Source organism: Streptomyces sp. NPDC046887, from assembly GCF_040644755.1.
GTDB lineage: Bacteria > Actinomycetota > Actinomycetes > Streptomycetales > Streptomycetaceae > Streptomyces > Streptomyces lichenis.
In genome coordinates this window covers 140,172-164,597 of record NZ_JBEYXH010000006.1, presented here as the reverse complement: position 1 = coordinate 164,597, position 24,426 = coordinate 140,172, and the positions used below count along the sequence as shown (strand labels likewise).

Below are 24,426 nucleotides of genomic sequence, written 5' to 3'. Positions count from 1 at the left end.
GGACCTACGGTCAAGGCCCCTGACCGGGACCTTTTGACCCGATCCTGATGGAGCGCGGGGCAGCGGACGCAGACGGCGGTGCCCCCGTCCACCGCGCGACCGCGAGGACGGGGGCACCGCCATAACCGTGTGCCGGTCAGCGGACCTCGGTGATCTCCGGGCCGCGCTGGAGCTGGCCCATGCCGCCGGAGAAGCGGGAGGTCTCCTGGTCCTCCTGCTGCACGCCCTCGGGCACCATCTGGGCGTCGTTGGGGAGCTTGAGCACGATCGGGTCGCGCGGGGCCATCGGGCCCTCACCGCGTACCACCACCGTGTCCCGGAAGATCTGCTCCAGCAGGCCGGCCGCCTCCGGCTGTACCGCGCCCTGCCCGGAGATCACCCCGCGCAGGAACCAGCGCGGGCCGTCCACGCCGACGAAGCGCACCAGCTGCACCCCGCCGGTGCCGTCCGGCAGCTGCACCGGCACCTGGGCCCGCAGCTCCCAGCCGAGCGGCCCCTCGACCTCGTCGATGATGCCGCCCTGCTTGGTGATGCCGGAGGCGATCTCCTCGCGGACCTCGCCCCAGATGCCCTCGCGCTTGGGGGCGGCGAACGCCTGGAGCTGGATGGCGCTGTCCCGCAGCACCACCGTGGCGGCGACGATCGCGTCACCGGCGACCTCCACGCGCAGCTCCATGCCCTCGACCCCGGGCACGAACACTCCGCCGAGGTCGACCCGGCCCTCGTCGGGGCGGGAGACCTCGGAGACGTCCCAGGGGCCGTCGGGCCGGGGCGCCGGCGGAAGGTTCACCCGGCGCTGCTCGCCGTTCTCGGCCGCCTCGTCCTCGGCGGTCTCGTCGACGACCTGCTCGGCCTCGCCGGCCGCGTCGGCAGCGGCTTCGCTCTTCTTGCGACGTCCGAACACGTCACTGTCCTTCCCGGTCGGATACGACCGATGCGTAGGGATTCCCACCCGTTGAACCGCCGTCCGCCGGACCTTCCAGAGGACCGCCCGCCGGACCGCCGGCCGGAACGCCCGTCCGGTCCCCCACGGCGGCATGGCCGCCGGTGGACCCGAAGCCCCCCGCGGCCCGCGCGGAGCCGGGGAGCTCCGCCACCTCGTGGAAGCGGACCTTCTCGACCTGCTGGACGACCAGTTGGGCGATCCGGTCGAACCGCTCGAACCGCACGCTCTCGCGCGGGTCCAGGTTCACCACGATCACCTTGATCTCCCCACGGTACCCGGCATCGATGGTCCCCGGGGCATTCACGAGGGCCACTCCGCAGCGGGCGGCCAGCCCGGAGCGGGGGTGCACGAAGGCCGCGTACCCGTCGGGCAGGGCGATGGACACCCCGGTGGGCAGGAGCGCCCGCTCCCCGGGGGCGAGTTCGGCGGCCTCGGTGGTGACCAGATCGGCCCCGGCGTCGCCCGGATGCCCGTACGACGGGAGGGGGACCTCGGGGTCGACGCGGCGGATGAGGATGTCGACGGGGTTGCGCATCAGGGGTTCACCTCGAAGGCGCGGGCGCGCCGCTGTGTGTCGGGGTCGGCCATCGCGGCCTGGATCTCCTCGGGGCGGCCGTTGTCGATGAAGTGGTCGACCTTGACCTCGATGAAGAGGGCGTCGGCGCGCACCGCGACGGGCCCCTCGGGGCCGCCGATCCGGCCGGTGGCGGTGGCGTAGATCTTGCGGCCGTGCACGGCGGTGACCTGCGCGGCCAGGTGCAGGGCGGTGCCCACCGGCACCGGGCGGACGAAGTCGGTCTCCAGCCGCCCGGTGACGGCGATGACCCGCAGCAGCCAGCCCAGCGAGCCGAGGGTCTCGTCCAGCGCGGTGGCCAGCACCCCGCCGTGCGCGAGCCCGGGGGCGCCCTGGTGGTCGGTGGTGACGGTGAACTCGGCGGTGACCGCGACGCCCTCCTCGGCGCGCGCGTCCAGGTGGAGTCCGTGCGGCTGCCCGCCGCCGCAGCCGAAGCAGTGCTCGTAGTGGGAGCCGAGCGGCTCCCCCGGGGCGGGTGCGTCGGGGTGGCGTACCGGCGGCCGGGCGCCGGCCGGAGGCGTCAGTGCTGTCGTCACAGCGGGGAACCTTACCCGCGCGGCGGACCCCCGGTCGCGCCGTGCCAAGCTTGGGTGTATGCAGCCCTCCGCCGCGGCCGCGCAGCCGCAGTACGACGAACGCCTGACCGCCCCGCGCTCCTGGTGGCTGATCGCCGTCCTGATCGGGCTCTCGGGCGCGTTGATCATGCTGCCGCTGGGGACACTGCCGATGCTGGGCGGGCTGATCGTGGCGGGTGCGCTGGCGGCGATGACGGTGAGCGCCTACGGCTCGGCCCGGATCCGCGTGGTGGCCGGCTCGCTGGTCGCGGGGGATGCCCGGCTGCCGGTGGCCGCGCTGGGCGAGCCGGAGGCGCTGGAGGGCGAGGAGGCCCGCGCCTGGCGCACCTACAAGGCCGACACCCGCGCCTTCCTGCTGCTGCGGAGCTATGTCCCGACGGCGGTACGGGTGCCGGTGACCGACCCGTCGGACCCCACGCCGTACGTCTACCTGTCCACCCGCGACCCGCGGGCCCTGGCGGCCGCGCTGACGGCGGCAGGCGCCAGCGGTACGGGGCCGGTGAGCGAGCAGACGGCGGTACGGGCCGAGGGGCCCGAGGGCCCGGCGGCGGAGGCCCGTACGGCCTGAGGCGCGGCCCGCCAGGGGTCGCGGCCCGTACGGGATCGCGCCCGCCCGAGGCCGGGGCCCGGGCAGGAGGCCGCCCGCGCTAGTAGCCGAGCTCCTTGGGGCTCTTGGCGTTCTCCGGCCGGTCCAGCGGCGGCAGCTGCGGCAGGGCGTCCCAGGGCACCTGGCGGCGGCGCAGGTCCTCACGGATCCGTGCGGCGAGGTTCTTGGTGTCGCGGCGGTTCATCGCGGCCCCGACCACGGCGCCGACCATGAACGGCACCAGGTTGGGCAGGTTGCGGACCATCCGCTTGGTGATCGCCCGGCGCAGCTCGCGCCGCATCCGGCCGCCCAGTGCGGCGTTGACGGAGGCGGGCTTGGTGACATCGATGCCGCGCTCCTCCGTCCAGGAGGTCAGATAGGCGGCGGCCCGCTGGCTGAAGGTCCCGGGCGGCCGCTGGCCGTAGACCTCGTGCAGCTCGGCGATGAGCTTCAGCTCGATGGCGGCGACGCCGGTGATCTCGGCGGCCAGCTCGGCGGGCATCGCCGGGGGTACGGGCAGCATCGCCGCCGCGCCGACTCCGGCGCCGACGGTGGACGCCGCGTTGGCCGCGCCGGCGACCAGCTTGTCGGCGATCTCCTCCGGGCCGAGGCCGGGGAAGTGCCGGCGCAGGGTGTCGAGGTCGCGGACCGGGATCCGGGGCGCGAGCTCGATGAGCCGGTCGGCGAGGTGGTTCAGGCCCGCCCGGGCGCCCTCGCGCCCACGGCGCACGCCGTCGCGTACGGCGGCGGCACGTCCTGTCCGGGTGGTCGGTCCGGACCGGTCGGCCGCCGTGGCCGCTTCGAGCGAGGCCCCGGGGCCCCGCTCGTCGTCGTCCTGCGGGCCGGCGGAGGGCAGAGGGGCCCCGTGCCCGGCGGGTGCGTCATGCGCCCCGGGTGCCGGGTCGGTGCCGCCCTGGTACGCCTCCGGCTTGCGAGTGAGCCGGAAGCGTCGTTTCCGAGACGGGTTGTCGCCTGCTGCCACGGCCGACCGGTCCTCAGTCGCAGTCGCGGCAGATCGGCTGGCCGTTCTTCTCGCGGGCCAGCTGACTGCGGTGGTGGACCAGGAAGCAGCTCATGCAGGTGAACTCGTCCGCCTGCTTGGGCAGCACCCGGACGGCCAGCTCCTCATTGGAGAGGTCGGCTCCGGGCAGCTCCAGGCCCTCGGCGGCCTCGAACTCGTCGACGTCGACGGTCGAGGTCGACTTGTCGTTCCGCCTGGCCTTCAGCTCTTCCAGGCTGTCCGAGTCGACGTCGTCGTCGGTCTTGCGTGGGGTGTCGTAGTCGGTTGCCATGTCGCGCTCTCCCCCTCTGGGTGTTTGCGGTGTCTCCAGCGCACGTAACGCGTGAGAGGCCGGTCTTGTGCCCGACCTGAGGCGGAGATTTTGCCTCACATCAAGGTCTGTTACTCAATCGACACCCAACCGGACCCCGCGGGGGTGATCGGGTTTGGGTGGCGAACGGGACCGTACACGGTCGCGGGGATGCCCAGAACAGGCGCCACCCCGTGTACTTCCCGTGATCTCGGGCCCGGGAAACCCGGATTTTTCCCGGCTTTCCGGGGCCTTTTCCGATCACACAGCGTGGATGACCGAAAGGCATCGCGTGTGATCGATCACACAGCGACCGGTTCTCGGCCGACCTTGGAAATTGCGCGTAAAGCGAACAAGTCCGCTGCCGGGACCGGCGTGTCGCCGACCGTTGTCTCACAGAGAGGTGGTCGACAGTCACCCTCCGCACCCGACCACCGGAGCCGTCGCCGGGCCCCAGGGCGGCCCGGAAGCGGTGCGCGGCCCGGGAACCGGCCCCCGGCGGAGTGGACCGGCCCCCGGCCGGGTGCCCGGCCCTCCCGCCAGGGCACAGCTCCGGACCGACCCCGACCCGACCCCGACCCGACCCCGACCCCGACCCCGACCAGGAGCCACGAGGAGCAGGCTCAGGTGGGCAGCACGACCCGCATGACGAGTCCGCCGCCCTCCCGGGGCTCCGCGGTGATGCGGCCGCCGTGCGCCCGGGCCACCGAGCGGGCGATGGACAGACCGAGCCCCACGCCCTTGTCGCTGCCGGTGCGCTCCTGGCGCAGCCGGCGGAACGGCTCGAAGAGGTTGTCCACCTCGTAGGCCGGGACCACCGGGCCGGTGTTGGTGACCACCAGCACCGCCCCCTGGGGGCCGGTCTCGGTGCGCACCTCCATCCAGCCGCCCGCGCTGTTGTAGCGGACGCCGTTCTGCACCAGGTTGAGCGCGATCCGCTCCAGCAGCACCCCGTTGCCCTGGACCACGGCCGGGGCGCGTTCGCCGCGGATCTCCACGCCCTTGTCCTCCGCCTCCCCGCGGGCCTGCTCGATGGCCCGGCTCGCCACCTCGGCGAGGTCCACCGGCTTGCGCTCGATGATCTCGTTGTCGCTGCGGGCCAGCAGCAGCAGGCCCTCCACCAGCTGCTCGCTGCGCTCGTTGGTGGCCAGCAGGGTCTTGCCGAGCTGCTGGAGCTCCACCGGCGCCCCCGGGTCGGAGAGATGGACCTCCAGCAGCGTCCGGTTGATCGCCAGCGGGGTGCGCAGCTCGTGCGAGGCATTGCCGACGAAGCGCTGCTGGGCGGTGAAGGCGCGTTCCAACCGGTCCAGCATGTCGTCGAAGGTGTCGGCCAGCTCCTTCAGCTCGTCGTCCGGCCCGTCCAGCTCGATCCGGCGGGAGAGGTCGGCGCCGGCCACGTTGCGGGCGGTGCGGGTGATCCGGCCCAGCGGCGAGAGCACCCGGCCGGCCATCGCGTAGCCGAAGGCGAAGGCGATCAGGCTCAGCCCGAGCAGGGCGAACAGCGAGCGGCGCAGCAGGTCGTCCAGGGCGTGCTGGCGCTGCTGGTTGACGCAGGCGTTCATGGCCTGGTTGGCGACGTCGACGTTCACCCCGGCCTGCGCGGGGAACGAGCAGACGCTGCTGGTGATCTTGCCTTCGACGATCTTGAACGGCAGCTCGCTGCCGATGTGCAGGGCCTGCGCGGCCAGCAGGTAGATGATCGACAGCAGCAGGACGCCGGCGATCAGGAACATCCCGCCGTACAGCAGGGTGAGCCGTATCCGGATGGTGGGCCGCAGCCAGGGGCGGACCGGGTCGCGGGGGTCCCAGGTGGGCTTGGGGGGCGTGTGCGGGGGGGCGTGCAAGGTGGGCATCGGCTCAGATCCGGTAGCCGGAGCCGGGCACGGTGACGATCACGGGCGGCTCGCCCAGTTTGCGGCGCAGGGTCATCACAGTGACCCGGACCACGTTGGTGAACGGGTCGGTGTTCTCGTCCCAGGCCTTCTCCAGCAGCTGCTCGGCCGAGACCACGGCCCCCTCGCTGCGCATCAGCACCTCCAGCACCGCGAACTCCTTGGGGGCGAGCTGGATCTCCCGATCGTCCCGGGCGACCTCCCGGCGGTTGGGGTCCAGCCGGATGCCGGCCCGCTCCAGCACCGGCGGCAGCGGTACGGAGGTCCGCCGGCCCAGCGCCCGGACCCGGGCGATCAGCTCGCTGAACGCGAAGGGCTTGGGCAGGTAGTCGTCGGCGCCGATCTCCAGCCCCTCGACCCGGTCGCTGACGTCACCGGACGCGGTGAGCATCAGCACCCGGGTGGGCACCTGGAGCTCGACCAGCCGGCGGCAGACGTCGTCGCCGTGGACCAGCGGGAGGTCGCGGTCGAGGACGACCACGTCGTAGTCGTTGACCTCGATGCGCTCCAGGGCGGCCGCCCCGTCGTACACGACGTCGACGGCCATGGCCTCCCGGCGCAGTCCGGTGGCCACCGCATCGGCGAGCAGCTGCTCGTCCTCGACGACGAGTACGCGCACGGCGCTGTTCCTTTCCTCAGCGCCCGCTGTCGGGCGGGCATCCCCTGTGCTTGTCGTTCCGGTACGGCCTCTGGCCCTTTGGGCGCCGGGCGGACGTCCATGGCCCCGGCCGCTGACGGATCCGCGACCCGTTCCGGGCAGACTCCCGGCACCGGACCGTGCGCCCCATCCTGCCCCGTACGCGCGTAAACCGGCTGTAAGGCGGCCTGCGGGGTCCCCGGCGGCCGCCCCGGAGCGCGGTCCGGAACCGGCCGCGCGTTTCGCCGGCGTTACGGGAATCACCGGATTGGGCGGGCGGTTGAGGTTTCCGTGCGGGAGCCTCGGGGGAGGACGACTTGCACACCCGAGATCACGCCGCGTGTGTGGCACGCCACCGAACGCTCTGCCCCCGCAGGCGCCGTGCGCGTGATCCCCGTTCCCACCCCCGGCACACCCCGTGCCACCTACCCATGACGAGGGGGCGCACGATGGACGCTTTCACCGCTGGACTGCTGCAGCGCATAAGGACCGCGGAGACCGACCTCTCGCGGGCCAGGGAGACCGGTGACGACTTCCTGGCCGATGTGGAGCAGGAGGAGCTGGACGACCTCCACCGGCTCGCGGCCGAGCACGGCGTCGAAGTCACCGTCGCCTGATCTCCCACCGCCCGACGACCCCGGCCCCGCACCAGGACGACGGTGCGGGGCCGGGGTGTGTCCGGGGGCGGCTCGGCTCGGAGACTGATCAGTCGTGCCAGGCGCCGTACTTGTCCAGCAGCCGTTGCAGCGGGGTGAAGACGCCCGGGGAGGCGGCGACCGTGAGGGCGCCGGAGGGCGGCTCGCCGGGGCGGCCGCCGGTGAGGGCGCCGGCCTCGCGGGCGATCAGGTCGCCGGCCGCCAGGTCCCAGGGGTGCAGCCCGCGCTCGTAGTAGCCGTCCAGCCGGCCCGCGGCCACATCGGCCAGGTCGATCGCGGCGGAGCCGGAGCGGCGGATGTCCCGCAGCAGCGGGATCAGCCGGCCGGCCACCTCGGCCTGGTGGGCGCGGACCTCGGCCACGTAGTTGAAGCCGGTGGAGACCAGCGCCTGGTCCAGCGGCGGGGACGGGCGGCAGGCCAGCCGGCGCTCGCCCGCGTAGGCGCCGCCGCCGCGCACCGCGTGGTAGGTCTCGCCGCGCATCGGGGCCTCCACCACGCCGACCAGGGTCTCGCCGTCCCGTTCGGCGGCGATGGAGACCGCCCAGGTGGGCAGCCCGTAGAGGTAGTTGACCGTGCCGTCCAGCGGGTCGATCACCCAGCGCACCCCGCTGGTGCCCTCGGTGGCGGCGCCCTCCTCGCCGAGCAGCCCGTCGTCGGGGCGGTGCTCGGCGAGGTAACCGGTGATCAGCTTCTCGGCGGCCAGGTCCATCTCGGTGACCACGTCGATGGGGCTGGACTTGGTGGCGGCCACGCCCAGGTCGGCCGGGCGGCCGTCACGCAGCAGGGCACCGGCCCGGTGGGCCGCCGCCAGGGCGACCGCCAGCAGTTCGGCGGTCAGCGGGTCCTCGGTGGCCTCGATCGGGGGCTGGTCGGACACGGGACGGGACTCCTCAGAGGTCATCGGGCACAGTCAGGCGTAGGGGCTGTCCGCACCGGCCGCGGCCGGGCGCTCGGAGCGGGCCGGGCAGCAGCCGACCGGGCAGAGGTCGTGCGAGGGGCCGAGCGAGCCCAGGGCGCACCGCTCGGGCGCGCTCCCCCGCTCGGCGGCGGCCCGCTCCAGCAGCAGGTCGCGCACCGCGGCGGCGAATCGGGGGTCGTCCCCCACGGTGGCCGAACGGCGCACCGGCAGCCCCAGCTCGGCGGCCTTGGCGGTGGCCTCGGTGTCCAGGTCGTACAGCACTTCCATGTGGTCGGAGACGAAGCCGATGGGCACCATCACCACGGCCGGGGCGCCGACGCCGTGCAGCTCCTCCAGGTGGTCGCAGATGTCCGGCTCCAGCCAGGGGATGTGCGGGGCGCCGCTGCGGGACTGGTAGACGAGCTGCCAGGGGTGCTCGACGCCGGTCTCCTGGCGTACCGCGTCGGCGATCAAGCGGGCGGTGTCCAGGTGCTCGGCCACATAGGCCCCGCCCTCGCCGTGCTCGCCGACCGGGCCCGAGGTGTCGGCGGAGGCGGTGGGGATGGAGTGGGTGGTGAAGGCGAGGTGGGCGCCGGCGCGGACCTCCTCGTCCAGCTCGGCGAGCGAGCGCAGCACCCCGTCGATCATCGGGCGGACGAAGCCCGGGTGGTTGAAGTAGTGCCGCAGCTTGTCCACCCGGGGCAGCGGCAGCCCTTCCGCTTCGAGGGTGGCGAGGGCGTCGGCGAGGTTCTCGCGGTACTGGCGGCAGCCGGAGTAGGAGGCGTACGCGCTGGTGGCGAGCACCGCGATATGGCGGCGCCCGTCGCGGACCATCTCGCGCAGGGCGTCGGTGAGGTAGGGGGCCCAGTTCCGGTTGCCCCAGTAGACGGGCAGGTCGAGTCCGGCGTCGGCGAAGTCCTTGCGCAGCGCGGCGAGCAGGGCGCGGTTCTGGTCGTTGATCGGGCTGACGCCGCCGAAGAGGAAGTAGTGCTGCCCGACCTCCCTCAGCCGCTCGGTGGGGATGCCGCGCCCGCGGGTGACGTTCTCCAGGAAGGGGACCACGTCGTCGGGGCCCTCCGGCCCGCCGAAGGAGAGCAGCAGCAGGGCGTCGTACGGGGCGGGGTCGCGCTGTGCGGACATGGCGTCGGACATGCTCTTGATCCTGCCACCCGGGTCCGACACCCGGGAAACCGCCGTGCGGTACGGGCGGGTGGGGCGCGGGGAGTTCCGCGCTCCGTCAGCCGGGGGGGCCAGCGCCGTACGGCCCGAGGCGTCCGGCGAGCCATCAAGCCGTACAGCCCGAGGCGCCGGGCGCGGGCCCCGCCGGGCCGCCGGGCGCGGGGGCCACCGGACGGCCCGAGGCGCCGGGCGCGGAAGCCGCCGGGTCGCATGCCCGAGGCACCGGGCGCGGGAGCCACCGCTGGTGGGGCGCGCGGCGCAAGGTGCCGGGCGCCGGAGCCGCCGGCGGCGGGCCGCGCCTTCGCGGCGGGCGCGTACGCAGTGAGCGAACCGGTCTCGTACGCAGCGAGCGCACCGGCACATACCGGGCGGGCACCCCCGGGGGCCGTACGGGGGCCGCCGCACGGACCGGGCACACCAGGCCGCCCGCACAGGGGGGCCGGGCACCCTAGGGGCCCGTACGGGGCCGCCGCGCGGGCCGGGCACACCAGGCCCGCACGGGGCCGGGCACCCCAGGGCCCGTACGGGAGCCCTGCATGGGGCGGGCAGACCCGGCCCGGCCCGCAGGAGGCCAGGCGCATCGGGCCCGCACGGGGCCGGGCGCACCGGGCTCGTCCAGAAGCGAGCGCCGGATCCGCACCGAACGGAGGCTCCGGCCTGCGCGCGGTCCGGGCCGCCTCCAGGCGGTTCGGGCGCCTCCGGGCGGGCCGGGCACCCCCGCGCGGTCCCGGGCGCACCTGTCCGGCACGGCCCGGGCGGGCCGGGCGGTGCCGAGCGCACCGGTCCGGCACGGCCCGGGCGGTCCCGGCAATCGCCTGCGATCCTGGCGGTCCCGGCGCCCTGCCTCGGTACGGACGGTTCCCGGCGCCCGGCCTCGGTACGGACGGTCCCGGCGCCCGGCCTCGGCGCGGGCAGTCCCGGCGCCCGGCCTCGGTACGGGCGGTCCCGGCGCCCGGCCTCGGTACGGGCGGTCCGGGCGGTCCCGGCGCCTTCGTATGGTTCCGGCGCCCGGGGCGGCGGGAGGCGGGCCCGGGCGTCGGCGGGGACAGGCCACGTGCCCCCGACCACCACCCCGCCACTTCCGTAATCCGGAAGCCCTGACACGTACCGTGGAATCCCGGGCGTAAATCCGGTGCGGACGGGCGGCCTCCGGTCGTAAGCTGTGAAGGCTGCCCATACGCCTTACGGGCGGCGGTGCCGACGGGCTCTCCGCCGATCCGCGCCGCCGCTTCCCCGTCCGACCGGCCGGAGTGCCCCTTGCCCAGTTCCTACCGTGCGATATTCGCCGCCCCCGGCACGGTGTCCTTCTCCGCCGCCGGGCTCCTCGGCCGGATGCCGCTGGCCATGATGGGCCTCGGCGTGATGACCATGATCTCGGAGATCACCGGCCGGTACGGGCTGGCGGGCTCGCTCTCGGCGACCATGGCCGTCTCCGCCGCGGTGCTGGGCCCCCAGGTGTCCCGACTGGTGGACCGGCACGGGCAGCGCCGGGTGCTGCGCCCCACGGTGCTGGTCTCGCTGGTGGCGGCCGCCGGCCTGGTGACCTGTGCGCAACTGCGGCTGCCGGACTGGACGCTGTTCGTGTTCGCGGCGGCCGTGGGGTGCGTGCCCTCGGTCGGCGCGATGACCCGGGCGCGGTGGGCGGTGCTCTACCGCCACGCGCCGCGCGAGCTCCACACCGCGTACTCCTTCGAGTCGGTGGTGGACGAGATCTGCTTCATCTTCGGCCCGATCATCGCCGTCGGGCTGTCCACCACCTGGTTCCCGGCGGCCGGGCCGGTGCTCGCCGGGGCGTTCCTCGCCGTCGGGGTGTGGTGGCTGACCGCCCAGCGGGCCACCGAGCCCGAGCCGCACCCGGTGGAGCAGCACTCCGGCGGCTCGGCGCTGCGTTCGCGCGGACTCCAGGTGCTGGTGGCGGCGTTCGTCGCGACCGGCGCCATCTTCGGCTCGGTGGACGTGGTGACGGTGGCGTTCGCGGAGGCCGAGGGCCACAAGGCGGCCTCCAGCCTGGTGCTGGCGGTGTACGCGCTCGGCTCCTGCCTGGCGGGCGCGGTCTTCGGGCTGCTGCACCTGAAGGGCGAGGCCCCGCGCCGCTGGCTGGTGGGTGTGTGCGCGATGGCCGTGAGTATGATCCCCCTCCAACTGGCCGGGAACCTGCCTGTCCTGGCCGTGGCGCTGTTCGTCGCGGGCCTGGCCATCGCACCGACCATGGTGACGACGATGGCCCTCGTCGAGACGCATGTACCGCGCAGCAAGCTGACCGAGGGCATGTCCTGGACGAGCACCGGGCTCGCGGTGGGCATCGCCCTGGGCGCCTCGACCGGTGGCTGGGTGGTCGACGCCTACGGCGCGGCCGCGGGGTACACGGTGCCCGGAGTCTCGGGAGTGCTCGCGGCCGTGGTGGGTCTCTCGGGGTACCGCCGGCTGCGCACGCCGGCACCGACGCGTGAGGGGCAGGGGAAGCGTGACGATCGTGAACAGGACCCGGAGCAGCAGCACGTGGGTTAACTGGGCCGGCACCGTGTCCGCGCGGCCTACCCGGGAGGCGCGGCCGGCCTCGGTGGACGAGCTGGCCGACACGGTGCGGACGGCGGCCGCGGAGGGCCTGCGGGTCAAGACGGTCGGGACCGGGCACTCGTTCACCGCGATCGCGGCCACCGACGGGGTGCTGATACGCCCGGACCTGCTGACCGGGATCCGGCGGATCGACCGCCGGGCGATGACGGTGACCGTGGAGTCCGGCACCCCGCTGAAGCGGCTGAACACGGCGCTGGCGCGCGAGGGGCTCTCGCTCACCAACATGGGCGACATCATGGAGCAGACGGTCGCGGGCGCCACCAGCACCGGAACGCACGGCACCGGCCGGGAGTCGGCCTCGATCGCCGCCCAGATCACCGGCCTTGAGCTGGTGACGGCGGCCGGCGAGGTGCTCAGCTGCTCGGCGGAGGAGAACCCGGAGGTCTTCGCGGCCGCCCGGATCGGGCTGGGCGCGCTGGGGGTGGTGTCGGCGATCACCTTCGCGGTGGAGCCGCTGTTCCTGCTGCGCGCGCAGGAGGAACCGATGCCCTTCGACCGGGTGGTGGCGGAGTTCGACGCGCTGCACACGGAGAACGAGCACTTCGAGTTCTACTGGTTCCCGCACACCGACGGCTGCGTCACCAAGCGGAACAACCGCAGCCAGGGCCCGATCGACCCGCCCGGCAGGATCAGCGGCTGGATCGAGGAGGAGCTGCTCTCCAACGGGCTGTTCCAGGTGGTGAGCACCCTCGGCAAGGCGGTGCCGGCCGCCGTCCCGGCGATCGCCAAGCTCTCCAGCCGGGCGCTGTCGGCCCGGACGTACACCGACATCCCGTACAAGGTGTTCACCAGCCCGCGCCGGGTGCGGTTCGTGGAGATGGAGTACGCGCTGCCGCGCCGCGCGGCGATGGCGGCGCTGCGGGAGCTGAGGGCGATGCTGGAGCGCTCGCCGCTGCGGGTGTCCTTCCCGGTGGAGGTGCGGACCGCCCCGGCGGACGACATCCCGCTCTCGACGGCCTCGGGCCGGGACACCGCCTATATCGCGGTGCACATGTACAAGGGGACGCCCTACCGGGGGTACTTCACCGAGGTCGAGCGGATCATGACGGCCCACGAGGGCCGGCCGCACTGGGGCAAGCTGCACACCCGGGACGCGGCCTATCTGGCGGCGGTCTATCCGCGGTTCGCCGAGTTCACCGCCCTGCGGGACCGGCTGGACCCGGACCGGCTCTTCGGCAACGACTATCTGCGGCGGGTGCTCGGCGACTGAGCGGGCGGTAGGGGCGACAGGGGCGGTACGGGAACGGGGCCGCGCTTCTCGTCGGTACGGGAACGGGGCCGTGCCTGCTCGGCGGTACGGGGACGGGGCCGTGCTTCTCGTGGGAAGCGCGGCCCCGTCGGCGTACACCGGGAGTTTCACTCGGCGGGCGGGGCGCCGCCGTTCGCGGGCGGGGCGGCCGGCGGGGTGGCACCACCCGCGCCGCCGTCCTGCGCGGCGCCGGGTCCCCGGCTGCCGGAGCCCTGGCCGCCGGGGGCCGAGGGGCCGGTACTCCCGGACGGCGGCGAGGGGGAAGCGCCGGGCTCACGGCTGGCGCCGCCACCGTCACCGTTCCCGGCGCCGCCGGACTCGCGGTCGCCACCGGTGCCGGGACCGGTCCCCGCGCCCGGGCTCGGCGAGGTCCCGTCCCCACCAGAGCCGTCCTTGCCGGAGCCGTCCTTACCGGAGCCGTCCGTCCCGGACTCGCCCGCTCCGGAACCGTCCGTTCCGGAGTCGCTCGGGGAGCGGCTGGGATCCGGGCTCTGGTCCCCGCCCTGCTTGCCGTCCCGGTCCTGGTCGCCGCTCCGGTCTCCGTCCGGGCCCTGATCGGTACCGCCACCCGGGGAGGAGGGGCCGTCGTCGGCCGCGGAGCCACCGCCGCCGCGGACCACCGAGCCGACGGTGGTGCCCTTGCCGCCGCTGAAGTCCTGACCGGTCGCCAGCTCATAGGCGGTGATGCCCGCCATGGCGACCAGGAAGACCAGCGCGGCGGCGACGGCCGATCGTTTCCAGCCACGCACCCGGGTGCCATAGGTGGTGGCCGCGCCGAACCGCTCGTCAGCCCCCTTCGGTGGCGCGGCACCTGGCGACCCGGTGGCGACCGCACCACCACCCGTCACAGCTGTCGCACCGGCCCCGCCGGCCGCTCCCGCGCCGGTCCGCCGCCCACCGAACCGGCGCCGCGACCGGCCGGTGACCTGGTCCTTGGCGTCGCGTACCCGGTCGCCGGTACTGCTGAACAGGTGCTGGAAGAGCGTGCCGCCACAGGTGGCGATGACGCTGATCACACCGGCTCCGAGCACCGTGCCGTAGACCCCGAGGTTCGAGGCGAGCTTGGCGGCCACCACGGCGGCGACGGCGCTGCCCGCCACCTGCGGGGTACTGAGGTCGATCCGCTTCTTCCCCTCCTCCGGCTTGCCCTCCTCCGGCTGTGCCGCTTCCGTCCGCTGATTCGGCTTCTGCACCTGCTTGTTCACTTCCGGCCTCGGTTCACCCATCTGTACCAGCATGCAGGGAGAAGGGACCTTCGGGCGAAGCGAATAGTTCCGTTATCAGCGGTTCTGTGAACGACGCCACGTACGGCCGATCGCGCCCACGGGCGCCAACTGCCGTACCCGGTGAGAACTTCGGCGGCGCGCCGGTCCACCCGGATGGCCCGAATGGAGTACTGTGGCGAGCCCCGGCCCACGAGCCTTCTCGGTGGCCGGAACCAACGGGAGGGGGCCGGGAGCGGCGCTCGATCCGGCGGCGTCGTCGGCAGCACACAGCCGTTCGCTGCACAGAGTGACCAATGGTCACCCTGAGTTGCCGAACTGCTCACCGTGTCACAACGGCGTTCCGGGGCATCCGTCCGACACGCCGGGGAACACGGCAAGGTTGTGGCAGGCTGCACCCGGGCAGGCCACACTCGACTCGACTAGCGGAAGCAGCGACGCAGGTGACGTCGGCAGGCACCACCCGGGAGGTCCCCATGCCCGAACTGCGTGTCGTGGCCGTCTCCAACGACGGCACACGACTGGTGCTCAAGGCTGCGGACAACACGGAGTTCACGCTTCCGATCGACGAGCGCCTGCGTGCGGCCGTCCGCAATGACCGGGCCCGGCTCGGTCAGATCGAGATCGAGGTGGAGAGCCACCTCCGCCCCCGGGACATCCAGGCCCGGATACGAGCCGGTGCCTCCGCCGAGGAGGTCGCCCAGCTGGCCGGCATCCCGGTGGAGCGGGTGCGCCGCTTCGAGGGCCCGGTCCTCGCCGAGCGCGCGTTCATGGCCGAGCGGGCCCGCAAGACCCCGGTGCGCCGCCCCGGTGAGAACACCGGTCCCCAGCTGGGCGAGGCGGTGGCCGAGCGGCTGCTGCTGCGCGGCGCCGACAAGGACACCGTGGTCTGGGACTCCTGGCGCCGGGACGACGGCACCTGGGAGGTGCTGCTGGTCTACCGGGTGGCCGGGGAGATCCACTCGGCGAACTGGTCCTACGACCCGCCCCGCCGGCTGGTGCAGGCGGTGGACGACGAGGCGCGGATGCTGATCGGCGAGACCGATGACGCGGTCGCCGTGCAGGAGCCCAGCTCCCCGTTCGTCCCGCGGATCGCCCGACTCCCCCGCGACCGGCCGCTGGACCGCGCCCTGGACCGCCAGATCGAGCGTCCGGCCGCCCCGGTGCCGCTGCCCTCGGCCGAGCCGGACGAGGAGCCGGAGCGGGACTCGCTGACCAGCCTGCTGGAGGCGGTGCCCAGCTTCCGGGGCGACCTGGTGGTGCCCGAACGACCGGCCGCGGACCACTCCGTGACCTCGGTGGCCGAGCCGGACGAGGCCGAGGAGGCGGAGGAACCGCCCGCCCCGGCCGCCTCGGCGGGCGCCGGTTCGGCGTACGCGGATGTGCTGATGCCGCGGGCGGTGAGCGGTCACCGCGACCGGCTGACCGGCACCACCGACCGGCAGGCCGAGGCCGACGGCGTCCGCCCGGGCCGCCGGGCCGCGGTGCCCAGCTGGGACGAGATCGTCTTCGGCACCCGCCGCAAGAAGCAGGAGTAGCCAGCCGTACCGCCCGCCGTACCGTTCCTGCGGCTCCTGCCGCCGTACCGTTCCTGCTGCCTCTGCGACCGCCGCCGCCCCACCGAGGGGTCGGCGGCGGTCGCACGTCCGGACCCGAGGCCTGAGAGGCACCCCCGGACGCCCGGAAGACCGCCCCTGGTCGGCCACCACTGCGGTCGCACGCCCGGACCGTGCCCGGCCGCGGCCGCGCCGACGGGCCCGCGGGCGACCGCCCGCCCGAGCCGTACCCGGCCGCCGTCGACCGCGGCCCGGGGCTCCCGGCGACCGCACGCCCGGACCCAACCCGGCAGCCGCCACCCCCGACCGAGACGGCGGCAGTCACGCCTCCTGACCGAGGACTGGGAGGCACCCCCGGCCGAGGACTGGGAGGCACCCCCGGACCGAAGCCCGGGGGAGGCGGCCCCGCGCCGGCCACCGGCGGTCTCCGCCCGAACCGCGCCCGGCCACAGCCCCGCCGACAGGCCCGCAGCGACCGCACGTGCGGGCCGCACCCGGCCGCTGCCAGCCGCGGCCCGGGCCCAGCCATCGGCGGTCACGCCTTCGGACCCGACGCCTCAGGTATCAGCCGCGGTCCGGGCCGGTGGCGACGGGCCGGGCCGGGTCGCCGCACCACTCCGACCACGACCCCGCGTACAGCGCCGCCGGAATGCCCGCGACCTCCAGGGCCAGTACCTGCTGGGCGGCCGAGACCCCCGAGCCGCAGTAGACGCCCACCTCGGCCGCGTCGGTCGCGCCCAGCCGCTTGAAGCGGTCCGCGAGTGCCTCCGCCGGCAGGAACCGCCCGTCCGGGCCGAGGTTCTCGGTGGTCGGCGCGGAGACCGCGCCCGGGATGTGCCCGGCCACCGGGTCGATCGGCTCGGTCTCGCCCCGGTAGCGCTCCCCCGCCCGGGCGTCCAGCAGCAGCCCCGAACGGGCCAGCGCGGCCGCCGCGTCGGCGTCCAGCAGGGGCAGGCCACCCGGCTCCGGTACGAAGTCCCCTGCCTCGGCGGGATCCGCCGGCCCCGTGGAGAGGGGCTGCCCCTCCTCCAGGGGACCGTCCCAGGCCGGGAGGCCGCCGTCCAGCACCCGGACGTCCGGGTGGCCCGCCCAGCGCAGCAGCCACCAGGCGCGGGCGGCGCCCCAGCCCGGCCCGTCGTCGTAGACGACCACCGGGCGGTCCGCGCGGACCCCGGCGCGCCGCATGGCCGCGCCGAACGCGCCGGGCTCGGGCAGCGGATGGCGGCCGCCCGCGCCGGGCGGCGCGGCGAGTTCGGCGTCCAGGTCGACGAAGACGGCTCCGGGCAGATGGCCCGCCTCGTACAGCGGGCGGCCGGGCGGGCCGCCGAACCGGTACCGGACGTCCAGCAGGACCGGCGGCCGTGCCCCGGCCACCGCGCGGCCGAGTTCCTGCGCCGAGATGAGCGGGCCCGTGCCCGTGATCGCGTTCATGCCGCCATCCTCGCCCAGCCGAGGGGTCCGGCGGGAGCCCCCTCCCCCTCGCGGATCCGGGGCGCGGCGGGGCGGCCTGAGGGGGCGTGCGGTACGGATCCGGGCGCCCCCGGCCGGTGAGGCGGCCGTCAGGGGGCGTGGTCGGCCCAGGGGGCGGGAGGGCGCGTACGGGGGGCGTGCGGCGGCGGACACACCCGGGGGTGGCGGGCCGTGGGACGGATGGTCTGCGGGAAATCGGGCATCCTCCTGCGGGATCGCGCCAAACCCCGGCGCGGCCGGGGCGCACCGCGCGGTCGCCGGTGCCAGCATCGGACGGGGTACGGAGCAGGTGTCCCCCCGGCCGGCCTTGGCGCGGCCGCCGCGGCGCCCCACGTCCCCGCACGGCCACCACGATGGTCCGAGGAGAGAGTCACGATGACCCAGGCGGTTCGGCGCAGTCCCGGTACACCCTGCTGGGTGAGTCTGATGGTGCGGCGGTTCGACGCGGCGGAGGAGTTCTACGGGGCGCTGTTCGGCTGGCGGTTCGAGCCCGGCCCCCAGCAGCTGGGGCCCTACGCCCGCGGGTTGCTCGACGGCCGGGAGGTGGCGGGGATCGGCCGGCTGCCGGCGGACCGGGACCTGCCGACGGCGTGGACGCCGTACCTCGCCTCGGACGACGCCGGGGCCACCACCTCCTCGGTCCGCTACAGCGGCGGCACGGTGGCCGTGGGCCCGCTGAACGCGGGCGACGCCGGGCGGATGGCGATCTGCTCCGATCCGGCGGGCGCGGTCTTCGGGGTGTGGCAGGCCGCCGCGCACACCGGCGCCGCGGTGGCCGGGGAGCCCGGCACCCCGGTCTGGAACGAGCTGCTGACCTGGGAGACCGAGTCGGTGGGCAAGTTCTACCGGTCGGTCTTCGGCTATGAGCTGGAGCCGGCCGGCGCCGCGGACCCGGCCTCGGACCCGGACGTGGTGACCCTGCGGGTGGCGGACCGCCCGGTCGCCTCCCTGCACGGCCTCGGCAGAGCCCTGCCCCGTGACCGCGGGGCGCACTGGATGACCTGGTTCGAGGTCGAGGACACCGACACGGCCGCGCACCGGGTGACCGAACTGGGCGGCCGGCTGGTCCGCCCGCCCGAGGACACCCCGGCCGGACGGTCCGCCATCGTCGCCGACCCCGAGGGTGCGGTCTTCACCCTCGTACGCTCGGCCGGGCGCTGACCGGGCGCTGACCGGCGGACGCCTCCGCCCCGGTGCCGGGGCGGAGGCGTCCAGGGTCCGGCGATCAGGAGACGGTCAGCATCTTCGCCCTGCTGGGCACCCCTTCCGCGTCGAGGGCGAAGAGCATATAGGTGCCCGGCAGGGCGGTGCCGGGATCGGCGGGGATGTCCAGCTCGTAGGTGGTGGCACCGCCGGTGGGGCGGAAGATGAGCGGGACGCGGCGCTGGTCGTTGTCGGTGGAGTGGGTGGCCGCGCCCGCGCGGACCAGGGCGAAGGACCGCACGGGGGCGTCCGTGGTCAGGGTGAGGGTGGTGCCGAGGCGTGCGGTGGCGGGCACCGTGGAGGTGATCCCCGGCCGGGTCTTCTCCGTGCCGTCGGGGTTGAGGAGGTACGGCGGGGTGAAGATCGCGCCGTCGGAGTGGTTGGTGGCGCAGTCGCCGCACAGCCCGCCGCCACCGGTGAAGACCCGCCCGTCGGGCAGGAGGTTGGCGACGCTGTGGTAGTTGCGGGGGACGGCCATGGCGGCGAGGGGGGTGAAGGTGCCGGTGGCCGGGTCCCAGAGTTCCGGTGTCATCACCGAGCCGGCGTCGCTGAACGGCACCGGCCGGGACTGGCCGCCGAAGACGGCGACCTTGCCGTCGGGCAGCACGACGCTGTTGGCGAACGCACGGGGCTGGCGCATGTCCCCGGTGCGCGCGGAGACGGGCGTCTCGCCCCGGGCGTCGACGGTGTAGGCCCGCGCGGTGGCGTCGACGTTCTCATAGGCGGTGGCGCCGCCGAGGGTGAGCAGCCGGCCGGTGTCGTAAGGGACGGCGTTGCCGTTCATCGCGTCGGCGCTGTCGGCCCGGGTGCCGGCCGGGGTGATGGTGCCGTCCCCGGTGGTGGTGATCCAGTTGAGCTGCCTGCTCGGACCGGCGTGCAGCACCCGGCCGTTCGGCATGGCGTGCAGCCACTGGTGGTTGTCGGCGCGGTAGGCCCCGCGCGGGTCGGCGGTCATGGTGGTGGTGACGGGCACCCCGGGCAGCTTCCGCCACTGGCCGGTGGCCGGGTTCCACACCTCGGCGTGCTTGCCGCCCTCGCCGCCGCTCCATGATCCGCCGAGGACGAAGGCCTCGCCGCTGGAGAGCAGGGTCATCGCCTGGTAGCCGCGGGGGATGTTCATGTCCGCCGTCGAGGTCCACGCGTCGGTGTACGGGTCGTAGACGCTGGCGCGCTGGGAGTTGCTGCCGCCGGTGACCAGGACCCGGCCGTCGGCGAGGAGGGCGGTGCCGGGGCAGAACATGTCGTGCCCGGTGTTGTCGGTCCGGCGCTGGCTGACCTGACCGGTGGTGAGGTCCATGACGGCGGTCTGGGTGTAGCCGTTGCTCCCGCCGAAGCGGTCGATGGCGTACGCGGACCAGGCGAGCAGTTTGTTGTTGGGCAGTACGGCGGTGGCCACCGGCACCAGGGGGAACCCGGTGACCCGTCCCCAGGCTCCGGCGGTGGCCGGATCGGCCGGGGCCCCCACGCGGATCTCGGCCGCCGAACTCCACGGTCCCCGGCCGCCGGCCTCGGTGGTCGCGGTCAGCCGGACGTAGCGGGCGGTGACCGGCCGGGTGAAGGTGGCGCCCTTCACGGAGCTGTCGTCCCGCCAGGTGCCGGATGCCACGGGGGCGCCGAAGGTCGTGCCGTCGGTGCTGGTGGTGACGGTGTAGGCGCCGATGCGGCCGTTTCCGCCGTCATGGCGGGGCTCGTAGGTGAGGGAGGCGACGGTCTGATCGCGCTTCATGTCCAGGGTGATGTGGTGCGGCAGCGGCGCGGGGGTGGCCCGGTAGCGGCTGTGCCAGAGGGTGGTGCTGCGGCCGTCGAGGACGTTGGCGGCCTTGTTGTCGCTCGCGGCCGTCTCCTCGTCGCTCGCGCTCGCGGTCCAGCCGGTGCGCGGCAGGTCGACGGTGGGGGCGCCGGCGCCCGGGTCGCCGAGGAGGTCGAGCTCGGCGGCCGAGGACCACGGCCCGCGTCCGCCGGCCTCGCTGGTCGCGGTGAGCCGGAGGTAACGGGCGCCCTGGGGGGCGAAGCTGAGCGTCTTGACGGTGGCGTCGTCGGCGAGGGTGCCGGTGGCCACGGGGGCGCCCCAGGTGGTGCCGTCGGTGCTGAGACGGATGGTGTACTGCCCGATCCGGCCGTTGGGGCTCTGGGTGCGCGGCCGGTAGACGACCGCGGAGACCACGGCGGCCTTGCCCATGTCGACGGTGAGGTGGTGGGGCAGCGGGGCCGCCGTGCCACCGGACCACCTGCTGTGCCAGATGGTGGCGGGATCGCCGTCCAGGACGTTGGCCGCGCGGCCGTCCTCGCGTGCCGTCTCCTCGTCGCTCGCGGTCACCGTCCACCCGGTGCGCGGCAGGGTCGGGGCGAGGGGCTCCATCGCGGCGGCGGGTGCGGCCCCGTGGTGGGGCGCGGACGGCGGCGCGCTCCCCCACGGGGTGGGTACGGGCGGTGCGCCGGCCCCGGCCGCCCCGCTCGGGGTGCCGAGCAGCGGCACCAGCGCCAGGGCCAGCGCGACGGCGGCGAACAGGATCAGCCAGCGGGCGAGCGCCGGGGAGCCGGTCGGGATACGGGGTAAACGTCTGTCTCCGGGCGTCACGGAGCCTCCGATGGGCCGGGGTGTCCCCCGTACGGGCGTACGGGGGGACGTCACAGTGACAGGCGTGCGACGCGCTGTAAACGGCGCGCCATCGGGGCGTTGCCGTGTCATGGACCTTTCGGGTATGGCGAAGCGCCGGAGATCGGGGAAGGGCCGACCATGCGGAGGGTGGGGATGGGGAAGACGACCGGGAAAGGCCGGACGGCGGCACAGCTCGCGTCGGGCCTGGTGGGGCTGACGGCGTACGGGGTGGTGGTCGGCGCGCTGATCGGGGACCCGGGCGAACGGCTCGCCACCGGGCTGATCATGGGCGGGGCAACGTTACTGCTCGGGGTGGTGGCGGGGATCGTGGTCTGGGTGCGGGAGGGCCGCCGGGCGCGGGGGTTCGGCCTGAGCACCGGGCGGTTTCTGCGGATCGGCTGGGAGATCCGGCGCGGGAGGCTGCCGGAGGATCCGTACGAGCGGCCGGCCGTGGTCGAGAGTGTCGCCCGGCAGCGCCGCAGTCTGGACCAGCACCGGTACACCTGGTACCGGTGGACCTGGGCCGGCGCCGCCGTACTGTTCCTGCTCAACGGCGTCATCTCACTGCGGTCCGAGGACTACCCCTCAGCCGCGCTGTATCTGTCGCTGACCCTGCTGATGTCCTCCACCCCGTTCACCATGCGCCGTCTGCACCGCCGACTGGCCTCGGTCGAGCGGGCGTTGGCGGCGGCCGACCGGCGCGAGGCCGCCCGGTGAGCGGTCACCCCATCCCCGTACCGGCGCAGGTCAGCCGCCGTTGACCGGGAGCACGTCCGGGGAGAGGGCGCCGGCCCGGGCGGAGGCGCTGGTCATGCGGCGGCGGTGGTGCCGGCGGCAGAGCACCTCGTAACCGATCTCCTCCGCTGAGCGGTTGACGTCGCCGACGACGACCTGGGCGCCCTCGACCACCATCCGCCCGCCCACGGTGCGGGCGTTGTGGGTGGCGCGGGCGCCGCACCAGCACAGGGCCTCGACCTGGAGCTGCTCGATGCGGTCGGCGAGCTCGATCAGCCGCTGGGAGCCGGGGAACAGCTTGGTGCGGAAGTCCGTGGTGATGCCGAAGGCGTAGACGTCCATCCCGAGGTCGTCCACCACCCGGGCCAGTTGGTCGATCTGCCCGGGGTCGAGGAACTGGGCCTCGTCGGCGATCACATAGTCGCAGCGGCCGCCCTGGGAGAGATGGGCCACCAGATACCCGTACAGGTCCAGTCCCTCACCGGCCTCCACCGCGTCGGTGACCAGGCCGAGCCGGGAGGAGAGTTTGCCCTCGCCGGCCCGGTCGTCCCGGGTGAAGATCATGCCCTGGAGTCCGCGCGCGGAGCGGTTGTGCTCGATCTGCAGAGCCAGTGTGCTCTTTCCGCAGTCCATCGTGCCGGAGAAGAAGACCAGCTCGGGCATGGGGTGGTGACGGCCTTTCACGTACGGGAGGGGGAGAGAAGGGGAGACGGGGGCTCAGGTGCGGACTTCGAGGAGGGGGACGAACTGCTCGGCCGGGGTCATCGAGCCGTGCACCCCGACCATCGCGGACTCGTTGGGCTCGTTGACCGACGCGGTGATGATCACGTCGTCGTGCGCGGCGGCGACCACATCGCCGATCCGGCCGTACACCCGCTCGTCCACCACCGGCCCGAACCAGCCCGCCGCGATCGCCTCGTCGCGGCCGGCCACCCAGAACTGCTCGCCCAGCACCTCCCGCCAGCAGGCGAGGACATCGGCCTGGGCGCCCGGGACGGCGTACACATGCCGGGCCCGGCCCTCGCCGCCCAGCAGGGCGACCCCGGCGCCCAGCTCCCAGTCCTCGTCGAAGTCGATCCTGGACCGCTCGTCGAAGGGGATGTCCACCATGCCGTGGTCGGCGGTGATGTAGAGGGCCGAGCGGGGCGGCAACTGCTCGGCGAGGCGCTGGGCGAGCCGGTCCACGGTCATCAACTGGCCGCGCCAGGCGTCGGAGTCGATCCCGAAGCGGTGCCCGCTGCCGTCGACCTCGCTGTAGTACGTGTAGACCAGCGCGCGGTCGGCGGCGCCGAGCAGCTCGGCGGAGAGGTCCATCCGGTCCTCGCCGGTGAGCCGCCCGTGAAACGTTCCGCCACTGAGCGCGACCTTGGTGAGCGGGGTGGTCTCGAAGGTCGGCGAGGACACCTGGGCGGTGTGCACCCCGGCGGCGTCGGCGAGCTGGAAGACGGTGGGGTACGGCTGCCAGACGTGCGGCGGGGTCCAGGGCTTCCAGCGGAGCTGGTTCATCAGCTCGCCCGTGGCCGGGTCGCGGACCGTGTAGCCGGGCAGCCCGTGCTCGCCGGGGGCGAGGCCGGTGCCGACCGAGGCCAGCGAGGTGGCGGTGGTGGCGGGGAAGCCGGCGGTGATCGGCCGGCCGGTGCCACCCCGGGAGCCGGCCAGCAGCGAGTGCAGGAAGGGCGCGTACGCGCGGTGGTCCTGGATCTGCTGCCAGCCGAGCCCGTCGATCAGGAAGACGCAGGCCCGGTCGGCCGGGGTCAGCTCGGCGATCCGGGGCTGGAAGCCGGGCAGTTCCAGACCGGCGGCGACGGTCGGCAGCAGATCGGCGAGCGAACCGGTGCCGTAGGCGGGGACGGGCGCGGTGGCCGGCGCGAGCGGGACCGGGTCGTCCGGCCAGGCGGCGGCCGGGTGGGCGGGCTGGGCCATCAGCGGGTGGCCGCGGTGGCCTCGGAGAGCGCCTGGGCGAAGGCGAGCGCCTGGCGGACGGTCTCCGGTCCGTCGCCCGCCTCGCTGACCCGCAGGCTCAGGTCGTCGGCGGTGGAGTTGCCGGTGTAGCCGTGGTCGGCGTCGCAGTTGGGGTCGCCGCAGGCCGCGGGCTCCAGGTCGATCCGGGAGACGGCGCCCCAGCCGATGGTGAGCACCACCTCGCGGGGCAGGGTGCCGGGGGCGTAGGACTCCGGGTTGGCCACCACCCGGCTGAGCACCACCGAGGAGATCCGGCCGAGCTTGACGGACTCGGTGGAGGTGGTGGCGTACGGGGTCGGGGAGCTGGTGTCCGCGTTCTGCTCGTCGGTGTGGCTGACGATGAAGCGGGTGGAGGTCAGGACGAGGACGGTGACATGCCGGCGGACCTCGTTGGCGTCGAAGGTGGTCTCCTGGTGGACCAGGTACGAGGCGATCGGCTCGCCGCCGATGGCCGCCTCCACGGCCTCGGCCACAAGGGCCGGGTAGTAGCCGCTGCGCTCGATCGCCGCGCGCAGCCCCTGGGTCGTCGTACCGGTCTTCGCCATGGGGACCATCCTACGGGGGGCCGGTGGCGCTCCGGGACGGCCGTGTACCGGCGC

The 24,426-nt window shown here is 74.5% G+C and carries 22 protein-coding genes; 7 read left to right on the top strand and 15 right to left on the bottom strand.

The annotated features are described in order from the left end of the window. Window positions 1-136: 136 nt before the first annotated feature. Genes ABZ945_RS09190 through ABZ945_RS09180 form a run of 3 tightly spaced genes read right to left on the bottom strand, consistent with a single transcriptional unit; the run spans window position 137 to window position 2,056 of the window. Window positions 137-904, bottom strand: a complete 768-nt coding sequence (locus ABZ945_RS09190) for a DUF3710 domain-containing protein (protein ID WP_361266232.1) — start codon at window positions 902-904, stop codon at window positions 137-139. Window position 905: 1 nt separating this feature from the next. Beyond that, window positions 906-1,481 (bottom strand): dUTP diphosphatase, encoded by a 576-nt coding sequence (dut, locus tag ABZ945_RS09185; RefSeq protein ID WP_248631135.1) that lies wholly within the window; start codon window positions 1,479-1,481, stop codon window positions 906-908. Continuing rightward, entirely contained in the window at window positions 1,481-2,056 is a 576-nt protein-coding gene (locus tag ABZ945_RS09180) for a PaaI family thioesterase (protein WP_361266230.1), read from the bottom strand. The genes dut and ABZ945_RS09180 overlap by 1 nt, the downstream gene beginning before the upstream one ends. 58 nt (window positions 2,057-2,114) lie before the next feature. Here ABZ945_RS09180 and ABZ945_RS09175 point away from each other — a divergent pair, with 58 nt between their 5' ends. Next, window positions 2,115-2,663 carry a DUF3093 domain-containing protein gene (locus ABZ945_RS09175; protein WP_361266228.1) on the top strand — a complete coding sequence of 183 codons (549 nt, stop codon included), beginning with the start codon at window positions 2,115-2,117 and terminating at the stop codon, window positions 2,661-2,663. 79 nt (window positions 2,664-2,742) lie between these two features. On the opposite strand, the gene ABZ945_RS09170 is transcribed toward ABZ945_RS09175, so the two are convergent. The 4 genes from ABZ945_RS09170 to ABZ945_RS09155 form a co-directional block, all read right to left on the bottom strand. Continuing rightward, window positions 2,743-3,663, bottom strand: coding sequence for a hypothetical protein (locus ABZ945_RS09170; RefSeq protein ID WP_361266226.1), 921 nt, complete (start codon window positions 3,661-3,663; stop codon window positions 2,743-2,745). Between the two features lie 13 nt (window positions 3,664-3,676). Then, complete coding sequence (locus tag ABZ945_RS09165) at window positions 3,677-3,973, bottom strand: DUF4193 domain-containing protein (RefSeq protein WP_003955561.1); 297 nt, start codon at window positions 3,971-3,973, stop codon at window positions 3,677-3,679. A gap of 641 nt (window positions 3,974-4,614) precedes the next feature. After that, window positions 4,615-5,844 carry an ATP-binding protein gene (locus tag ABZ945_RS09160; protein ID WP_361266224.1) on the bottom strand — a complete coding sequence of 410 codons (1,230 nt, stop codon included), beginning with the start codon at window positions 5,842-5,844 and terminating at the stop codon, window positions 4,615-4,617. 4 nt (window positions 5,845-5,848) lie between these two features. After that, window positions 5,849-6,502, bottom strand: a complete 654-nt coding sequence (locus ABZ945_RS09155; RefSeq protein WP_361266222.1) for a response regulator transcription factor — start codon at window positions 6,500-6,502, stop codon at window positions 5,849-5,851. Window positions 6,503-6,969: 467 nt separating this feature from the next. Between ABZ945_RS09155 and ABZ945_RS09150 the strand changes: the two genes are divergently transcribed. Then, window positions 6,970-7,137, top strand: a complete 168-nt coding sequence (locus ABZ945_RS09150; RefSeq protein WP_361266220.1) for a hypothetical protein — start codon at window positions 6,970-6,972, stop codon at window positions 7,135-7,137. Window positions 7,138-7,225: 88 nt separating this feature from the next. Here ABZ945_RS09150 and ABZ945_RS09145 read toward each other — a convergent pair whose 3' ends face one another. Beyond that, window positions 7,226-8,035 (bottom strand): inositol monophosphatase family protein, encoded by an 810-nt coding sequence (locus tag ABZ945_RS09145; RefSeq protein WP_361266406.1) that lies wholly within the window; start codon window positions 8,033-8,035, stop codon window positions 7,226-7,228. 51 nt (window positions 8,036-8,086) lie between these two features. Continuing rightward, window positions 8,087-9,214 carry a ferrochelatase gene (locus tag ABZ945_RS09140; RefSeq protein WP_361266404.1) on the bottom strand — a complete coding sequence of 376 codons (1,128 nt, stop codon included), beginning with the start codon at window positions 9,212-9,214 and terminating at the stop codon, window positions 8,087-8,089. 1,296 nt (window positions 9,215-10,510) lie between these two features. On the opposite strand from ABZ945_RS09140, the gene ABZ945_RS09135 reads away from it, so the two are divergent. Continuing rightward, window positions 10,511-11,761 carry an MFS transporter gene (locus tag ABZ945_RS09135; RefSeq protein ID WP_361266218.1) on the top strand — a complete coding sequence of 417 codons (1,251 nt, stop codon included), beginning with the start codon at window positions 10,511-10,513 and terminating at the stop codon, window positions 11,759-11,761. Beyond that, on the top strand, window positions 11,718-13,040 hold the full coding sequence (locus ABZ945_RS09130) for a D-arabinono-1,4-lactone oxidase (RefSeq protein WP_361266216.1): 1,323 nt from the start codon (window positions 11,718-11,720) through the stop codon (window positions 13,038-13,040). Before ABZ945_RS09135 ends, ABZ945_RS09130 begins: the two co-directional genes overlap by 44 nt. Before the next feature lie 146 nt (window positions 13,041-13,186). On the opposite strand, the gene ABZ945_RS09125 is transcribed toward ABZ945_RS09130, so the two are convergent. Then, complete coding sequence (locus tag ABZ945_RS09125; protein WP_361266214.1) at window positions 13,187-14,305, bottom strand: hypothetical protein; 1,119 nt, start codon at window positions 14,303-14,305, stop codon at window positions 13,187-13,189. A 440-nt stretch (window positions 14,306-14,745) separates the two neighbouring features. Here ABZ945_RS09125 and sepH point away from each other — a divergent pair, with 440 nt between their 5' ends. Further along, window positions 14,746-15,840 carry a septation protein SepH gene (gene sepH / locus ABZ945_RS09120; RefSeq protein ID WP_361266212.1) on the top strand — a complete coding sequence of 365 codons (1,095 nt, stop codon included), beginning with the start codon at window positions 14,746-14,748 and terminating at the stop codon, window positions 15,838-15,840. Between the two features lie 582 nt (window positions 15,841-16,422). Here sepH and ABZ945_RS09115 read toward each other — a convergent pair. After that, a complete protein-coding gene (locus ABZ945_RS09115; protein WP_361266210.1) occupies window positions 16,423-17,289 on the bottom strand; it encodes a sulfurtransferase in 867 nt (288 codons plus the stop codon). 414 nt (window positions 17,290-17,703) lie between these two features. Between ABZ945_RS09115 and ABZ945_RS09110 the strand changes: the two genes are divergently transcribed. Further along, a complete protein-coding gene (locus ABZ945_RS09110) occupies window positions 17,704-18,489 on the top strand; it encodes a VOC family protein (RefSeq protein ID WP_361266208.1) in 786 nt (261 codons plus the stop codon). Window positions 18,490-18,553: 64 nt separating this feature from the next. Here ABZ945_RS09110 and ABZ945_RS09105 read toward each other — a convergent pair whose 3' ends face one another. Then, complete coding sequence (locus ABZ945_RS09105) at window positions 18,554-21,109, bottom strand: discoidin domain-containing protein (RefSeq protein WP_361266206.1); 2,556 nt, start codon at window positions 21,107-21,109, stop codon at window positions 18,554-18,556. 174 nt (window positions 21,110-21,283) lie between these two features. Between ABZ945_RS09105 and ABZ945_RS09100 the strand changes: the two genes are divergently transcribed. Then, window positions 21,284-21,847: a hypothetical protein gene (locus tag ABZ945_RS09100; protein ID WP_361266203.1), complete on the top strand. Its 564-nt coding sequence runs from the start codon at window positions 21,284-21,286 to the stop codon at window positions 21,845-21,847. A gap of 30 nt (window positions 21,848-21,877) precedes the next feature. On the opposite strand, the gene ABZ945_RS09095 is transcribed toward ABZ945_RS09100, so the two are convergent. From ABZ945_RS09095 to ABZ945_RS09085, 3 genes are read right to left on the bottom strand one after another with little or no spacing between them, the layout of a single operon-like run. After that, on the bottom strand, window positions 21,878-22,528 hold the full coding sequence (locus tag ABZ945_RS09095) for a thymidine kinase (RefSeq protein ID WP_361266201.1): 651 nt from the start codon (window positions 22,526-22,528) through the stop codon (window positions 21,878-21,880). Window positions 22,529-22,582: 54 nt separating this feature from the next. Further along, complete coding sequence (locus ABZ945_RS09090; protein WP_361266199.1) at window positions 22,583-23,788, bottom strand: nucleotide pyrophosphatase/phosphodiesterase family protein; 1,206 nt, start codon at window positions 23,786-23,788, stop codon at window positions 22,583-22,585. Beyond that, window positions 23,788-24,372, bottom strand: a complete 585-nt coding sequence (locus tag ABZ945_RS09085) for a DUF5998 family protein (RefSeq protein WP_248631119.1) — start codon at window positions 24,370-24,372, stop codon at window positions 23,788-23,790. Before ABZ945_RS09085 ends, ABZ945_RS09090 begins: the two co-directional genes overlap by 1 nt. Window positions 24,373-24,426 lie beyond the last annotated feature (54 nt).

Excerpts from the sequence above, each read along its gene's own strand:
- dut (WP_248631135.1), bottom strand. The coding sequence starts at position 1,481 with ATGCGCAACCCCGTCGACATCCTCATCCGCCGCGTCGACCCCGAGGTC.
- ABZ945_RS09175 (WP_361266228.1), top strand. The coding sequence starts at position 2,115 with ATGCAGCCCTCCGCCGCGGCCGCGCAGCCGCAGTACGACGAACGCCTG.
- ABZ945_RS09165 (WP_003955561.1), bottom strand. The coding sequence starts at position 3,973 with ATGGCAACCGACTACGACACCCCACGCAAGACCGACGACGACGTCGAC.
- ABZ945_RS09160 (WP_361266224.1), bottom strand. The coding sequence starts at position 5,844 with ATGCCCACCTTGCACGCCCCCCCGCACACGCCCCCCAAGCCCACCTGG.
- ABZ945_RS09150 (WP_361266220.1), top strand. The coding sequence starts at position 6,970 with ATGGACGCTTTCACCGCTGGACTGCTGCAGCGCATAAGGACCGCGGAG.
- ABZ945_RS09140 (WP_361266404.1), bottom strand. The coding sequence starts at position 9,214 with ATGTCCGCACAGCGCGACCCCGCCCCGTACGACGCCCTGCTGCTGCTC.
- ABZ945_RS09125 (WP_361266214.1), bottom strand. The coding sequence starts at position 14,305 with ATGGGTGAACCGAGGCCGGAAGTGAACAAGCAGGTGCAGAAGCCGAAT.
- ABZ945_RS09115 (WP_361266210.1), bottom strand. The coding sequence starts at position 17,289 with ATGAACGCGATCACGGGCACGGGCCCGCTCATCTCGGCGCAGGAACTC.
- ABZ945_RS09110 (WP_361266208.1), top strand. The coding sequence starts at position 17,704 with ATGACCCAGGCGGTTCGGCGCAGTCCCGGTACACCCTGCTGGGTGAGT.
- ABZ945_RS09100 (WP_361266203.1), top strand. The coding sequence starts at position 21,284 with ATGGGGAAGACGACCGGGAAAGGCCGGACGGCGGCACAGCTCGCGTCG.
- ABZ945_RS09095 (WP_361266201.1), bottom strand. The coding sequence starts at position 22,528 with ATGCCCGAGCTGGTCTTCTTCTCCGGCACGATGGACTGCGGAAAGAGC.
- ABZ945_RS09090 (WP_361266199.1), bottom strand. The coding sequence starts at position 23,788 with ATGGCCCAGCCCGCCCACCCGGCCGCCGCCTGGCCGGACGACCCGGTC.
- ABZ945_RS09085 (WP_248631119.1), bottom strand. The coding sequence starts at position 24,372 with ATGGCGAAGACCGGTACGACGACCCAGGGGCTGCGCGCGGCGATCGAG.